Genomic DNA, 15,885 nt, shown 5'->3' on the forward strand with positions numbered 1-15,885 from the left:
AACAGGAAGGTTCATATTTAATTAATACACCTTTTTTATAAATTACAATAACCTTTGACCCCAAAATCAACCAGGCATGCATAAGCTCACCACACTTATTCTTTGCATCATAAGTACTGCAACATTTGCACAAACAGAAGAGGACCACAGCCACAAGCTGTCACGTAGCCTCAAATTCCCCAACGTGCCAGGATACAAAGTCATGAAGTGCGACCTCCACATGCACACCGTTTTTTCCGATGGCGCCGTTTGGCCCGACATACGCGTGGCAGAAGCGCTCATGGATGGACTCGATGCCATCTCCCTCACCGAACACCTCGAATACCAGCCCCACAAAGCCGATATCCCCCACCCCGACCGCAACCGCTCTTACGAGTTGGCGATCAAAGAAGCAAAAAACCACAACCTCCTTATCATACGCGGCTCAGAGATCACCCGCAAAATGCCGCCCGGCCACAACAACGCCATCTTCATAGAAGATGCCAACAAAATGCTCGTCGATGATTCAGTAGCAGTATTTCGCGAAGCAAAAAGACAAAAAGCCTTCACCTTCTGGAACCATCCGATGTGGGTGGCTCAGCGCCCCGACGGTATATCCACCCTCACCCCCATGCACAAATTGCTGATCAAAGAAAAGCTCCTCGACGGAATAGAAGTCGTGAACGATGGCAGCTATTCAGATGAAGCACTCCAAATAGCATTAGACAATAACCTCACCATCATGGGCACCAGCGATGTACACAAACTCATCGACTGGACCTTCGGCGTACCACAGGGAGGCCACCGCCCCATCACACTGGTATTTGCAAAAGAGCCAACGATCGAAGGCATCAAAGAAGGATTGGAGAACAGAAGAACAGTGGCATTCTTTAAAGACCTCCTCATCGGACGCGATGAATACCTCATCCCGTTGATAAAAGAGTCTTTGAAAATTACGAGCGCCAAATACCTGCCCAAAACAAGCGTATTAGAGCTCGAAATAGAAAACCTCACCAGCGCTACATTCACCTTGCAGAACAGGTCGAAATACACCTTCGCAGAAAACTCGGATATCATTACATTGAAAGCAGGAGAAAAAACAAAACTACAGGTAAAAACAAAAGACAAGCTCAGCAGCATTGACCTCAACTTCGAAGTACTCAATGCCATCCACTCCCCCAACAGCCACCCCGCTGTTACCCTGCAGGCAACATCGATCACACAATAACAATAAAAGAACAGAGCTGACACGCTGCAACCAGCGAGTCAGCTCTTCTTACCTCTTACTTCTTACTTTCTACTTCCACCCTCCTCCCAACGACCGGTACAACAACACCTGCGCCACAAAAATATCACGCTGCTGACGCGTCAGTTGCAATTCAGCCTCCAGCACATTCTTCTGCGCTGTGATCACTTCAAGATAAGACGCATAGCCTGAAAGATATAGGTCACGCGCTGTTACCACCGCCTCCTGCAATTGCTTTACCTCCTGATCCTTCAACACCGAAGATTGCTTAAAATTCTGTACAGCATGCATATTCGTAAGCACTTCGCTATACGCATCCAGCAATGACTGCTGATACAAATAAACCGCTTCACAATTGGCAGCATTGGCCACGGCATAACTCGCCTTCAACTCACCCTGCCGGAAAACAGGGGCCGTAATGCCCCCGAGCAATCCATAAGCAGCCGAACCACCATTAAAAAGCAACCCGGGCGTGAAAGCATTCAACCCTATATATGGACTGATCACCAGCGAAGGCAGGAAAGCCTTCCGCGCAGCACGCACATTCTCCTGCGCAGCCTGTAGCTGCCATTCATATTGCCGTATATCAGGCCTGTTCGACAATAGCGAAGCAGGCACACCCACTTGAATAGATACAGAAGACAACGCGCCCGACAAGCTGGTATCACGCACAATAGATTCCGGATAATTACCAGCCAGTGCATTCAAAGCATTCTCAACACCAATGCGCTCCTGCGATAACGTATACTCGATTGCCTGCGTATTGAGCAATTGAGCAGCAAACTGCTGCACGGCTAGCTCAGTAGCCCTTCCCCCTTCCTTCTGCGCCTTCACGATCTCCAGCGCTTCCCCTTGCAGGTGCACATTCTTGCGCACGATAGCCAGCTCATTATCCAGCGCCACCAGTTCATAGTAGCCCTGGGCAAGCCTGCCAACAAGATTGGTAATTACAAACTGCCTTGCCTCACGCGTAGCCAGCACTTCAGCCAGCGCCGCTTTCTTCAAACTCTTCAACTTGCCCCATACATCGATCTCCCAATTACTCCGCAAGCCCACAAACACATCGGTAGTTGGGCTCACCGGAATATGCTGGTCCTTATCGATATTGGGCGAAAGGTTCGTATCGAAATTACCCACCCCATTCAATGTATAATCACCATAGCGGTCGGCACTGCCACTCACCACGCCATCCAGCGATGGAAACAAAGCTCCTCGTCGCGCAACCAGCCGCGCCTCAGCCATCATCACCCGTTGCAGCGCAATCTGCAGGTCATTATTATGCAACATGGCAGAATCGATAAAAGCAATAAGATGCTGATCCGGAAACAAATGCCGGAACGATAGAGGTGCTGCCGCCTGCAGCGAATCCGCAACCCGTACGGAATCCTGCCGGCTGTACCCTTCAGGCATTGCTTTAACCACAGGCATCGGCGCAGGCGCCATCACCTTACAACCGGCAGTCAGTACACACACGACTATCGCAAAGAGATATATAAAATTAAATCGTCTTAGTTTTTGTTTCATGTCATTCTACAGTTTAATAAGAGTACTCGTTTTCACCTCTCTCTCAGTCGCCAGCCTCTGGCTGGTGACGCCTATTTCAAAGCCTCTGGCTTTGTCATAGATTGAGTTACCCCACCACCTGGTCAGGCTCAAGGTCTTGCTCAGGCCTTGCCTCCACAGAAACCACCTTGATTTTCTTTTTCCTCTTCGAAGCAAACAACACATACAAGCCAGGAATAAGAAAAATACCCAGCAGCGTACCCGTGAGCATGCCACCAGCCGCTGCATTACCAATCGAACGGTTGCCCATAGCACCCGCACCATCAGCAATACACAGCGGTATCAGACCAGCAATAAAAGCAAAGGAAGTCATGAGAATAGGACGCAGCCGCGACACAGCCCCTTCCCGCGCAGCAGCCAGTGGCGACAAGCCCTCCTTCTGTCGTTGCAGCGCAAACTCAACCACAAGAATGGCATTCTTACCAAGCAGGCCGATGAGCATGACCAGCGCCACCTGTGCATAAATATTATTCTCTAATCCTGCAGCAAGCAGCAAGCCAAAAGCCCCGGCAATACCGGCAGGCAACGACAACAGCACTACCAGCGGCAACAGGAAACTTTCATACTGCGCGGCCAGCAACAGATAAACAAACAATAAACAAATGATGAAAATATAGACCGCCTGGTTACCCGAAAGAATTTGCTCCCGCGTCATGCCACTCCACTCGAAACTATATCCCCGCGGCAACACACTGTCGGCAGCTTGCTCGATGGCGGCAATAGCTTGCCCACTGGTATACCCCGGAGCAGCATCACCATTGATCATGGCAGCCGTATACATATTATACCGGGTGATCTGCTCAGGACCAAACACCTTTTCCATCCGGATGAAATTGGAATAAGGCACCATCTCCCCCTTATTATTCTTCACAAACAACTTCAATACATCTTCAGGATTGGCGCGGTACTCCGGCAACGCCTGCAACATCACCTTATACATTTGGCCAAACCGGATGAAGTTGGTAGCATAGTAACTCCCCAGCAAAGTTTGCAGCGTACCCATGGCATTATCGATGGTTACGCCCTGCTTGGCAGCCATCTCCTGATCCACATGAATCACATACTGAGGAAAGTTGGGATCAAAACTGGTGAACGCACCAGCAATAGCAGGATTGTTCTTCAAAGCAGTAAGAAAGTTATCAGACACCTTCGCCGTTTCACTCAGATCGGTATTACGGTTCTTATTCAGCAACCGAAGCTCAAAACCACCGGCATTACCAAAGCCCGGCACAGTAGGCGGTGCAAAGAAATCAATAGACGCATCGGCAATATGACTGGTTTTGCTTTCCAGCATAGCGATCAGTTCTGGAACAGTCTCCCCCCGTTCCTCCCAACCCTTCAGGTTGATCATGGCCATGCCATAAGAAGCACCGGTAATATCACTCATCAGGCTATAACCAGCCAGCGTGCTGATGTTTTCAATACTTTTTATACTACCAATCACTTGCTGCACATCATCCAGTACAGCTTCCGTACGCTCAACCGTGGAGCCCGGCGGAGTGGTCACATTCACATAGATCATACCCTGGTCCTCTGCAGGAATAAAACCGGTAGGCAGCAACTTGCCACTCACCCAGATGGCCACACAGAAAAAAGCGAGCATCAATACCGTCACCAGTTTGCGGCCTGCCATCCATTGTACCATCCTTCCGTATCCTCTTTCAGTACGGTCATACCCCTTGTTGAAAGAACCATAAAACCGTTGCAGCCACCCCTTCTTCCGGCTACCTTCAGGCGCATGCTTCAGCAACAACGCACATAATGCCGGCGTAAGCGTCAGCGCATTGATGCCGGAGATCACAATAGCCATGGCCAACGTCAGCGAAAACTGCCGGTAAAACACACCCACCGGTCCCGATAAAAAAGCTACGGGCACAAATACCGCCGACATCACGAGCGTGATCGCAACAATAGCACTACCGATCTCCTTCATCGCAGCAACAGTGGCTTCAGTAGCAGACATATGGAACTGATTCATCTTCACATGCACCGCTTCCACCACTACGATCGCATTGTCCACCACAATACCAATGGCCAGCACCAGCGCAAACAACGTAAGCATATTGATCGAAAAACCCAGCACCTGCATAAAAGCCAGCGTACCGATCAATGCCACTGGCACAGCCAGCGCGGGGATCAACGTAGAACGGAAATCCTGCAAAAAGATAAACACCACAATAAACACGAGAATAAACGCCTCCACCAGCGTACGCATCACCTCATGAATACTGGCATCGAGAAAGCGCGACACATCATACGCATAATTATACACCATGCCCGGCGGAAAAGTAGTAGCCTCCAGCTCCTCCATCTTTTCCTTAATGGTACTGATCACCTCCTGTGCATTGGAACCCGGCCGCTGCTTGATCATGATAGAAGCAGAAGGCCGCCCATCTGTTTTAGACACCATATCATAACTCACAGTACCAAACTCTACGTCAGCCAGGTCCTTCAAACGAAGAATAGAACCGTCAGGATCGGCGCGCAACACCACATTCTTATACTCTTCCGGCGTGTTGAACTTACCGGTATACTTCAATACATATTGCTTCGCCTGCTTATCCTTGCCGGAGTTTTCACCAGTCACACCCGGCGCCGCTTCTATATTCTGCGCACGCAAAGCAGCAATGATCTCCTCCGTAGAAATATTATACGAAAGCAACCTGTCCGGCTTCAGCCACACCCGCATGGAATAATCACGCGCACCCATAATATCCACAAACCCCACCCCATCGATACGCTTCAGCTCCTGTAGAATATTGATGTCAGTAAAATTGTAAATAAACTCTTCATCGGCAGTACTGTCTTTACTCATCACGTTCAGGTAAAGCAGCATACTGTTTACCTCCTTCTCGGTCGTAACACCAGCCTTGATCACCTCCTCCGGCAACTCATCCAGCACAGTAGTCACCCGGTTCTGCACATTCACCGCAGCCTGATCGGGATCAGTACCCACTTCAAAAAACACCTGAATCAACGTAACACCGTTGTTGCTGCTCACCGAGTTCATATACGTCATACCCGGCACACCATTGATGGCGCGCTCCAGCGGCGTAGACACCGCCTTTGCACACACATCGGCATTCGCTCCATTATAACTCGCCGTCACAACAACAGAAGGAGGAACAATATCCGGAAACTGGGTCACCGGCAACCTGAACAAAGCCAGCACACCCAGCAGAACTATAACCAAAGAGATCACCAGCGACAATACCGGTCGCCTGATAAACATTTCAAGCATGCTTCAATAAATTTTAGTGTAACACTGTCGTTTGTCTCTACTCAGTAGCCATCAACAAACTATCCATCGATATATACCTCGGCACTACCTTATTCCCCTCCCTGATATTCTGCACACCCTCATACACGATCCTGTCCTCATCACTAAGCCCTTCCTTCACCAGGATAAAATCCTCAACCCGTGTATCAGGCACAAAGCTCTTCATACGTACAGTATTGTCGTCATTCACTACAAACACATAGTTTTTATCCTGTATCTCGAATACAGAACGTTGAGGGATCATCAGCGCTTTGGGAACAGCAGCAGTAAGCATCACCTTACCACTTGCGCCATGCTTCAATAACTTGGAAGGATTGGGAAAACTGGCCCGGAAAGCGATAGAACCGGTGGAGCGCTCAAACTCACCCTCCATGGTCTCGATCTTACCGGCGTGACTATAATCCGAACCATCAGCCAGCACGAGATGCACAGTCTGCCCCAGCCGGCTATTCGATTGGCCACTCTTTACATAATTGAGATATTCATGCTCCGATACATTGAAATAAGCATGCATCGCATGAATATCGGAGACGGTCGTCAACAAAGTACCTTCAGCAATAAGACTACCCATCCTATGCGGAATACGGTCGATAATACCATTGAAAGGCGCCCTGATCAGGGTATAAGAAAGCTTGATATGCGCCTTCTCCAGTTGCGCCAGCGCCTCCTGCTCTTTGGCACTCGCTGCTGCCAGCCTTGCCTTGGCAAGCTCCTGCTCGGAAGCAGACAATACATGCTTTGTCACCAACGTTTTTACCCGGTTCATCTCTACCTCCGCAGCCTTTACTTCAGCCCGGGCACTCGCCACAGCTGCCGTAGCTTCAGACAGCTGCACCTTGAATTCAGCATCATTCAATTGGAACAAAGCCTGTCCTTTCTTTACAAACTGGCCCTCATCCACCAGGATCTTCTCTAAAAAGCCAGCCGCTTTAGCACGCAACTCCACATTCTGAAAAGCATTGATGGTAGCTACATACGACCGGTGCAACAACGTATCCCGGTATCCCAGTTGCAATACCGGCAGTTCCACGTCCTTTTGTTTAGCGTTCGTGTTTCCCTTTACTGTGCAGCCCGTAACATACAAGGCGCCCAGTAAACAGGCTAATTGTACAATCTTCATAAACTATAAATTGGTTTTAGCTTGATGCCATAGAGAAAGCGTCAAATGCTTTCATCGTTCGATGAAAGCCATCAGATCATCGTGTCGCCACGATCCATAAAGAATCACCGATCAAAAAGGAGTAAACCGAAAGAGAAAAATGTAATAAAAAGGAAGAATACGATGCTTATTGCTGCCCTGAAGCGGTTCAGCAAGCGTAGCATGATCAAAAGAACGTCCGCTATCAGTAGCAGGAGTAGAAGAAACAGTGTAAGAAGCAGCAGCCCTGAACCGGGTACGCACCTTCAGTTGCTTATGCTTCGGAGGCTGGGTTGCAAAACTAACAGGCTCATCCTGTCCCGGAGCCACCTGTAAGTGAACCCGCGTATAATCCGCCGGATGATCAGAAGCCATACGCACCTTGTCCCACCGCGGCCCTTCAGCCTTGGCCATGTATCCCAGCAGGACACATATAACTAATTGTATGATAATTCTGATATTCACAACGAGCGTCGCGCGCAAAAATAAGGTTAACAGCTGATAAAGACTGCCTTATCAAATATTCAATCCAGTTTTAACACTTGGTTAGATGCATAAATAAGAACATAGGTTGGCAGGCTTGACTTATGACAAATAAGGCTCATTTTAATAATAATTTTCCCACCGTGGGAATAAAACATTTCAGAGCACATCCATAAGTAACTGATTTATATCAATCTGCATTTTGGCACACAGATGGAAATCATTCGGTCGAACTCAAAACGAAAGTCATGTACCCTTTTTACAATTCGACCAAACGTATTCTCTTCATCGCAGCCCTGGTGCTCGCAGCAACAACTGGTTTTGGCCAGTCCTGCACTCCTCAGGGAGATGAAACCGCTTATGGCACCAACAACGTGTGGAATGCATACATATACCAGGGCGTTAACTTCAACACCTATAAAGGATATGTAACCAAAGGCATCGCTACCAACCCTGCCTTTGATGAAAGCTTCGGCGGTGACCAAACCAACTTTGCAACCAACGGTTGTTCTATTTTGACAGATACTTTTAGCGTTCGTTTTAAACTCACCAAAACATTTGCCGACTCTAACTACCGGTTCACAATCGGAGGTGATGATGGATACCGCCTTAGCATAGATGGAGGTAACACCTGGGTAATCAGCAACTGGGGCGATCATGGATATGCCACTACAGACTACTCAGCACACCTGAATGGAACTTACAACATCGTAATAGAATACTATGAACGCTTTGGTGGCAACCGCGTATCCTTTAGCGTAATACCTATTTGTACAGGCGATGGTAACCCTACAACCTACGGAGGCAACAATACCTGGAACGGATATTTATACCAGGGCGTATTTTTCGATCAATACAGAGGTTTTATTACCAGAGGCAATGGCACAAGCCTGAACTTTGACGAAAACTGGGGCTCTTCCAACGGTACCTTTGTGACCAGCAATTGCAGCATCACAACAGAAAACTTCAGTGCACGTTTCCGTACACGTACAACACTGACAGGTAGCTATAGCTTTACAGTAGGAGCTGACGACGGATACCGCCTCAGTCTCAATGGAGGTGCAAGCTGGATCATCACCAGGTGGACAGGACAATCCTACAACTCTACTTCACAAACAGTCAACAACCTTAATGGTACGTATGACATTGTGCTGGAGTATTTCGAAAACGGAGGTGATAACCGCCTGACATTTAGTATGACCCAATTGGCAATACTGCCTGTTACTATTCTCGACTGGAACGCAAAAGTGATCAACAACAATGATGTGGCATTGAACTGGAAAACAGCAGACGCCGTAAACTTCGATCACTTCATCGTACAGAAAAGCAACGACGCACAAAACTTCCGCAACATCGCGAAAGTAGCAGCCCAAACAGGCAGCCAGGTACAAACCTACACCTACACAGACCAGAACGTGAACAGCAGCAAGGCATGGTACAGGTTGGCAATGGTAGATAAAGATGGTTCAATAAGATATTCATCGATTGTAGCCGTATCCCTGCAACAAACCGATGCAGTACGTGTCTACCCAACAATTGTAGAGAACAAACAAGTATACATCGAAAGCAGCAAAAAGATCAACCGCGCAGTAGTAGAACTGGTGGACATGAACGGACGCGTGTTGAAATCAGAACAACGCACATTGACAGCCGGCCGTCAACTCCTGAACCTGTCAGGAATACCCGGAAGTGCAACAGGATCATACATCATCCGCATCATTGGCGAAGAAAATGTATTGGTCAAACAACCTGTCATTATAAGATAAAGAATAAGGTGCAATCATAACTTAGCCGCCGGTAGTCTTACCGGTGGCTTTATTTTTTCCCGCCCATGCGGGCAATGATCCAGATCAGTAGCCCCACCACGGCAGCCACAATCAGGATACCCGTCCACACACCGGCTTTAAAAATACCGCCAATCACTTCACAGGAAGACAGACTAACCATACACCATAATAACAAGCAAAGGGAAATAATACGGTTCATAGATCGAAGTTTAGCAATGCCCATGCAAAACCATTGCCACGGGCATAAGAATTGATGGCATACACCCCATAGGTCCAAACCAACTGATGCCTAAACAATTACACATGACCACACAACAACCCTTTTACTTCAGATTTACCATGGTCTTGCTCATGGTAGCGCTCATTGCGCTCTTTATTTATTTCGGCAGCGACCTGGTAGTGCCCTTCGCCCTGTCCATGCTCATTGCCATCCTGCTGATGCCCGTGTGCAACTTTCTCCAGCGAAAAGGAATGCCACGTGTGCCAGCTATCTTGTTAGCCTTGCTGGCAGCGGCGCTCTTTGCAGGAGGAGTACTCTACTTTCTATCCTCCCAGATAGCCTCTTTTCTAAACGACTTCGATCAAATAAAGAAAGGAATCAACGTACACCTGAATACCCTGCAAGGCTGGATCAAACAACGATTTGGTTTCTCCTTCCGCGAGCAGCAGGATATGGTCAATAACCTCGTAGCCTCCATGAAAGATTCCGGGCAGGGCGCTATTGGCAATACCTTTTCCTCACTCAGCAACGTTGTTGTCATCATTACCTTGCTACCCATCTACACATTCCTTTTACTATACTACAGACAACTCATCAAACAATTTTTCATCGATGTATTCAGCAAAACACCAAAAAATGAAGTAGCCACCATCCTGAACGAATCGAGAGTGGTAGTACAAAGCTATATGGTCGGACTTCTCATCGAGTTTATCATCGTAGCAGTCATCAACTCGATAGGATTTCTTATACTGGGCATCAAGTACGCCATCTTCCTCGCAGTATTCGCCGCCGTATTGAATATCCTTCCCTACATCGGCATGCTCATAGCCTCCATCTTCTGCATGCTCATTACCCTCACCACTTCCACCAATATCTCCGAACCCATCTGGGTATTGGTAGTGCTGTTGGTAGTGCAGTTCATCGACAACAACATCATCATGCCAAACATAGTCGGCTCGAAAGTGAAGCTCAATGCACTCATGACCATTGTAGGCGTGGTCGTCGGCGGGCTGTTATGTGGCATCTCAGGCATGTTCCTGTCCATTCCCGCCATTGCCATATTGAAGATCATTTTCGATCGCATCGAAGACCTCAAACCCTGGGGCCGCCTGCTCGGAGACGAAGGCAGCAAAGACAAAACCAAAGTCCGCGGAGGAAAAGGCGCCAAAGCGTAAAAGCAATCCATTGCCGACTGCCCAATGCCGAATTAATAATTACTTTTACCCCCATGAAAATCCATTTCTGGTCAATAGGCAAAAAAAATGAGCCGTATGTAAATGCAGGTATAGAAGAGTTCACCAGTCGTATTGCAAAATACTACCCGGTACAATGGACCATCATACCCGTACCCAAAAACGCGGGCATGCTCAGCGAAATGGACCTCAAGAAAAAAGAAGGAGAAATAATACTCGAATGGCTCGACCCCAGCGATTACCTGGTAGCGTTGGACGAGCGGGGAAAAGCCCTCACCTCGGAAGGATTAGCCAAATTCATTCAAACCAGGGCCAACGAAAGCGCAAAAAAACTGGTATTCCTTATCGGAGGCGCCTATGGCATCGACAAACCCGTATTACAGAGAGCCAACTATACATGGTCCCTCTCCGACCTCGTCTTCCCCCACCAACTGGTGCGCCTCATACTGGCCGAACAGGTTTACCGGGCCTGCACCATCATCCGCAACGAAAAATATCATCACAGCTAAAAGCATCCCTTCGATGCCTCAATGCCTCAATGCCTCGTTGCCTTGATGCCTCTATACCTTGTTGCCTTTTAATTATTTTAATTAGATTTGAGTCCAATAGAAGAAACAAATGAGCATTACTTTAATAATTATCATTATAACGTCCCTCATATCCATCTCGGCATTTTCCAGCGAAAAAATATACAACGACCTGATCTTTTACCCACCTGCAGTGACCTACCAGCGGCAATGGTACCGTTTCTTTAGTTGCGGACTGATACATGCAGATTGGTTCCACCTGATCTTTAATATGTATGCCCTATATATCTTTGGAGAAGGAGTAGAACATGACTTTTCCTACAAGCTGTTTCAGGAAAAGGGCAAACTATTCTATATGCTGCTGTATGTATCGGCGCTGGGCGTATGTCTGCTGCCTACTTATGCAAAACACAAAGATGATTCTTATTATCGCAGCCTGGGGGCCTCCGGCGCTGTATCGGCAGTGATCTTCGCTTCATTCATGTTAGACCCATTAGCAAAAACAGGCTTTCTTTTCCTCCCCCAAAGCTTAGGCATTCCGGCCTTTATTTTCGGCTTCCTGTACCTCGGTATCACCTCTTACCTGGATAAACGCGGAGGCGGCAACATCAATCACTCCGCACACTTATGGGGCGCCCTCTATGGAATAGGATTTCTCATTGTGATGGCCGCCATCTTTTCCGGCTATCCGGTACTGCAAATATTCATCGAAAAAGTTACATCCTGGACACAGGAGAAGTTGCACCTGGGGTAAATACAATCTTTAAAACATCCTTGCTGGCATCAGTGATCTTGAAACGGTCATCGATACGCATGCCCACTATCCAAACGATCCGCTTATTACATTCCAATACCCACACATTTTCTTTATCCGTTTTCGACACCTTCTGATCGATCAGGAAGCGCGCCACCTTTTTCTTTTTTTGCATCCCCAGCGGGTAAAAATAATCCCCTGCCTTCCACGGACGCAGCAGTAGCGGATAATGAAGCGCCTTCATATCAATAAAAGCAACATCATTTCCGGCTGCTCCTACCTCGTACTTCTTGCCTCCTACCTCCAACTTTAAACTACCTGCAGCAAACTGCGCTACCTCATCCCCTTCTTCAACAATAACATGCTTCGCAGCTTCCGCAACCACAGGAGCTATGATCAGCCAGTTACGGTTCCTGATAACACGATGAGAAGCAGAAGCCACATACCTGCCCGACTCACTATCCAGCAAATGAACGATCTCCTGTGTTTGAGCAGCAGAAAAACCATAAGGCTTTGCCAGTTCATACACCAGCGTCGGCAAAGGCACAGCCTTCTTCAGCTTTAACACCGGAATATGCACCTCATTACCCTTAAACTCCAATAGCTTTTTCTTATGCAACTCGATGGCCTGCTGATACAACACTTCCACATCACGAAAGCGGGTAATATTGTCTGACAGATTACTAATCACCTCAGGATATAACCCTTGCAACAATGGCACTACCTGGTGACGTAAATAATTGCGGGCATACTTATCCTGCGCATTCGAACTATCCTCAACCCACGACAATTGATGAGCCTTTGCAAACTCCATCAGCTCCTCTTTCCGGGCAAACAACAAGGGCCTCACGATCTTACCCTGCTTCGGCAAGATCCCCCTCAACCCGGCCACACCAGTCCCCTTGAAAAACTTCATCATCACCGTCTCCACATTATCATCCAAATGATGTGCAGTAACGATGTACGTAACAAAGGGCAGGTTTAAAGTAGTTGCGCCGATACTACCAGTCAGAGGTTCCAGCTGCCGACTGCCGACTGCCGATTGCCGATTCAAGATTTCCCCAAACCACGCATACCGCAGCTCACGCGCTGCCACCTGTATCGACACCTTCTGTTCCGCAGCATAAGCAGCCGTATCGAAGTGCTTTACCAGCACCTCTTTTCCATATTGCACACCCAACGCTCTCACAAAAGCCTCATCCCGCTCACTCTCCTCACCCCGCAGCCGGAAATTGCAATGCGCTATCACAAAATCATATCCGGCCTCACTACAAAGCGCGCACAATACCGCAGAGTCCACACCACCACTCACCGCCAGCAACAATTTACCATTAGCAGCAAAAAGCTGCTCCCGCCTAATAAACTCCTTAAACCCCTGTAATAAACTCATGCTTTATATAATAATCGTAGCCTAAAATATCAACCCCTATACCTTATCAACTAATCAACCAGCAAACCTCCCCTATCAACTTTTCAACCTATCAACTTGTCAACCACCTATCAACTTATCAACTCATCCAACGCCCCTCGCAGCTCCCCATAAGCGTGCCTGTCGCCGGCAGTTTTGGCCGCAGCCAGGCCTTTTTCATACCAGGAAATAGCCAGCGCTTGCTCCCCGGTCCGCTCCAGCAATTTCCCCAGATGATAATAAGAACCAACATAACCAGGGTCTGCCGTCAGTATCTCCTCAAATAATTTCCGGGCGCCCGCCTCATCACCCAGCTTCACGTACTCCAATGCCAGCGCATGCTTCAGAAAGCTATCCTTCGGATTGGCGGCCAGAAATGTTTTAAGTTTGTCAATTCGTTCCATCTTTTTCCCCCATTAAATATTTCAAAACTATCTTTGCGGCACTTATATTTGTATACAGATTGGTTGCATAAACAACCATGTCAGACCCGCCCTGGTAACTAAAACGGGACAGGGCTACAAAAAATAATCGTTATGAAGATTTTAGTTTGTATCAGCAAAACGCCGGACACAACGGCAAAAATAGCCTTCACAGATAACAATACGAAATTCGCACAAGATGGTGTACAATGGATTATCAACCCCTACGACGAGTGGTATGCCCTTGTACGCGCCATCGAGCTCAAAGAAAAAGATCCCTCCATTGTATTACACCTCGTTACCGTAGCCGGCGCCGATACCGACCCCGTTATCCGCAAAGCACTGGCCCTCGGTGGAGACGAAGCCATCCGCATCAATGCCGATAGCCAGGACAGTTTCTATATAGCATCCCAGATCGCCGAAGTAGCCAAACAAGGCAGCTACGACCTGATCTTTACCGGTAAAGAAACCATCGACTACAATGGATCATCCATCGGAGGCATGGTAGCCGAACTGCTCAACCTGCCCTACGTATCACTGGCCACTAAATTCGACCTCAATGGTACTACCGCTACCATCACACGCGAGATCGAAGGCGGAGAAGAAATTTGCGAAGTGCAACTGCCCGTAGTAGTAAGTTGCCAGAAAGGAATGGCCGAACAACGAATTCCCAACATGAAAGGCATCATGGGCGCCCGCACCAAGCCATTGAAAGTGGTAGAGCCTGCAGCCGTAGAAGCCCTCACGTCTGTAGTAAGCTTCGAACTGCCACCAGCCAAAGCAGGCGTGAAACTGATACCAGCCGACAACCCTGCAGAACTGGTAAGATTACTGCACGAAGAAGCGAAGCTCATCTAATCAAACTTTCAATTAACTCATTCTCAAATTAACTATATGTCTGTTCTTATATTCATCGACCAGGCCGACGGCCATGTAAAAAAAGCATCCCTGGAAGCTCTGAGCTATGGCGCCAAAGTAGCAGAACAACTGGGCACCACTGCAGAAGGCGTTGTACTCGGCAGTGTAAAGGAAGACCTGGCCGCACTGGGTAAATATGGAATTAAAAAAGTACACCACGTAGCCAACGATACCCTCAACCATTTCGATGCACAGGTATTCACAGGCGTAATAGCACAAGCCGTTACAGCAGCCAATGCCAACGTGGTGATCTTCTCCAATAACGTAGATGGAAAAGCCATTGCACCCCGCCTGGCCGCCCGCCTCAAGGCAGGATTGGTTTCCGGAGCCGTGGCCCTGCCCAATACCAGCAACGGATTCGCAGTAAAAAAGAGCGTATTCTCAGGCAAAGCATTTGCCAACATAGCCCTCAATTCAGCGATCAAGATCATATCCCTCAACCCGAACTCCTATGCGATTGCAGCCGGAGAAGGAACAGCAGAAGTAACATCGTTGAACGCTACGGTAGAAGCCTCCAAAGTAAAAGTAACCACTGTCAATAAAGTAACCGGCGAAGTACCCCTCAGCGAAGCAGAGATCGTTGTGAGCGGTGGCCGCGGACTGAAAGGCCCCGAAAACTGGGGACTGGTAGAAGACCTGGCAAAACTGCTGGGAGCAGCTACAGCCTGTAGCCGCCCGGTGGCTGACGTACACTGGCGCCCACACCATGAGCACGTAGGACAAACAGGCCTCGCCATTGCCCCCAATCTTTACATCGCAATAGGTATATCTGGTGCCATCCAGCACCTGGCTGGCGTAAACCGCAGCAAGACCATCGTGGTGATCAATAAAGACCCGGAAGCCCCCTTCTTCAAGGCAGCAGACTATGGTATTGTAGGCGACGCCTTCGAGGTGGTGCCCAAAATCATAGAAGCAGTGAAGAAAGTAAAAGGAATGGCATAAATTTAGTAGACATCTACAATAAAGG

At 48.2% G+C, this 15,885-nt stretch carries 14 protein-coding genes; 7 read left to right on the plus strand and 7 right to left on the minus strand.

Features of this window, described 5'->3' with window-relative positions:
- Window positions 1–76 precede the first annotated feature (76 nt).
- Window positions 77–1,207, plus strand: coding sequence for an Sb-PDE family phosphodiesterase (locus AC5JBY_RS32805; RefSeq protein ID WP_495908941.1), 1,131 nt, complete (start codon window positions 77–79; stop codon window positions 1,205–1,207).
- A 69-nt stretch (window positions 1,208–1,276) separates the two neighbouring features.
- Here the strand turns inward: AC5JBY_RS32805 and AC5JBY_RS32810 are convergent, their stop codons facing one another.
- The 4 genes from AC5JBY_RS32810 to AC5JBY_RS32825 all read right to left on the minus strand — a co-directional run bounded on the left by AC5JBY_RS32810 (window position 1,277) and on the right by AC5JBY_RS32825 (window position 7,689).
- Entirely contained in the window at window positions 1,277–2,749 is a 1,473-nt protein-coding gene (locus tag AC5JBY_RS32810) for an efflux transporter outer membrane subunit (RefSeq protein ID WP_495908942.1), read from the minus strand.
- 106 nt (window positions 2,750–2,855) lie between these two features.
- Window positions 2,856–6,029, minus strand: a complete 3,174-nt coding sequence (locus tag AC5JBY_RS32815) for an efflux RND transporter permease subunit (RefSeq protein ID WP_495908943.1) — start codon at window positions 6,027–6,029, stop codon at window positions 2,856–2,858.
- A 37-nt stretch (window positions 6,030–6,066) separates the two neighbouring features.
- Window positions 6,067–7,188 carry an efflux RND transporter periplasmic adaptor subunit gene (locus AC5JBY_RS32820; RefSeq protein ID WP_495908944.1) on the minus strand — a complete coding sequence of 374 codons (1,122 nt, stop codon included), beginning with the start codon at window positions 7,186–7,188 and terminating at the stop codon, window positions 6,067–6,069.
- Window positions 7,189–7,299: 111 nt separating this feature from the next.
- Window positions 7,300–7,689, minus strand: a complete 390-nt coding sequence (locus AC5JBY_RS32825) for a hypothetical protein (protein ID WP_495908945.1) — start codon at window positions 7,687–7,689, stop codon at window positions 7,300–7,302.
- Between the two features lie 248 nt (window positions 7,690–7,937).
- On the opposite strand from AC5JBY_RS32825, the gene AC5JBY_RS32830 reads away from it, so the two are divergent.
- Window positions 7,938–9,455: a PA14 domain-containing protein gene (locus AC5JBY_RS32830; protein WP_495908946.1), complete on the plus strand. Its 1,518-nt coding sequence runs from the start codon at window positions 7,938–7,940 to the stop codon at window positions 9,453–9,455.
- 49 nt (window positions 9,456–9,504) lie between these two features.
- Here AC5JBY_RS32830 and AC5JBY_RS32835 read toward each other — a convergent pair whose 3' ends face one another.
- The gene (locus tag AC5JBY_RS32835; protein WP_495908947.1) at window positions 9,505–9,675 is read right to left on the minus strand and encodes a phosphatidate cytidylyltransferase; all 171 of its coding nucleotides are present in this window, start codon (window positions 9,673–9,675) and stop codon (window positions 9,505–9,507) included.
- Window positions 9,676–9,779: 104 nt separating this feature from the next.
- Here AC5JBY_RS32835 and AC5JBY_RS32840 point away from each other — a divergent pair, with 104 nt between their 5' ends.
- The 3 genes from AC5JBY_RS32840 (at window position 9,780) to AC5JBY_RS32850 (ending at window position 12,170) form a co-directional block, all read left to right on the plus strand.
- Window positions 9,780–10,871 carry an AI-2E family transporter gene (locus tag AC5JBY_RS32840; protein ID WP_495908948.1) on the plus strand — a complete coding sequence of 364 codons (1,092 nt, stop codon included), beginning with the start codon at window positions 9,780–9,782 and terminating at the stop codon, window positions 10,869–10,871.
- Between the two features lie 53 nt (window positions 10,872–10,924).
- Window positions 10,925–11,398, plus strand: a complete 474-nt coding sequence (locus AC5JBY_RS32845; protein ID WP_495908949.1) for a 23S rRNA (pseudouridine(1915)-N(3))-methyltransferase RlmH — start codon at window positions 10,925–10,927, stop codon at window positions 11,396–11,398.
- A gap of 109 nt (window positions 11,399–11,507) precedes the next feature.
- On the plus strand, window positions 11,508–12,170 hold the full coding sequence (locus tag AC5JBY_RS32850) for a rhomboid family intramembrane serine protease (RefSeq protein ID WP_495908950.1): 663 nt from the start codon (window positions 11,508–11,510) through the stop codon (window positions 12,168–12,170).
- On the opposite strand, the gene tilS is transcribed toward AC5JBY_RS32850, so the two are convergent.
- Both tilS and AC5JBY_RS32860 read right to left on the minus strand, forming a co-directional pair.
- The gene (gene tilS / locus AC5JBY_RS32855) at window positions 12,133–13,560 is read right to left on the minus strand and encodes a tRNA lysidine(34) synthetase TilS (protein ID WP_495908951.1); all 1,428 of its coding nucleotides are present in this window, start codon (window positions 13,558–13,560) and stop codon (window positions 12,133–12,135) included. The genes AC5JBY_RS32850 and tilS overlap by 38 nt on opposite strands.
- A 110-nt stretch (window positions 13,561–13,670) precedes the next feature.
- On the minus strand, window positions 13,671–13,982 hold the full coding sequence (locus AC5JBY_RS32860; protein ID WP_495908952.1) for a tetratricopeptide repeat protein: 312 nt from the start codon (window positions 13,980–13,982) through the stop codon (window positions 13,671–13,673).
- 132 nt (window positions 13,983–14,114) lie between these two features.
- On the opposite strand from AC5JBY_RS32860, the gene AC5JBY_RS32865 reads away from it, so the two are divergent.
- Together AC5JBY_RS32865 and AC5JBY_RS32870 are read left to right on the plus strand one after the other, a co-directional pair.
- Window positions 14,115–14,858: an electron transfer flavoprotein subunit beta/FixA family protein gene (locus AC5JBY_RS32865; protein WP_495908953.1), complete on the plus strand. Its 744-nt coding sequence runs from the start codon at window positions 14,115–14,117 to the stop codon at window positions 14,856–14,858.
- A gap of 36 nt (window positions 14,859–14,894) precedes the next feature.
- The gene (locus AC5JBY_RS32870) at window positions 14,895–15,860 is read left to right on the plus strand and encodes an electron transfer flavoprotein subunit alpha/FixB family protein (protein WP_495908954.1); all 966 of its coding nucleotides are present in this window, start codon (window positions 14,895–14,897) and stop codon (window positions 15,858–15,860) included.
- Window positions 15,861–15,885 lie beyond the last annotated feature (25 nt).

It is taken from the genome of Paraflavitalea sp. (assembly GCF_059502485.1).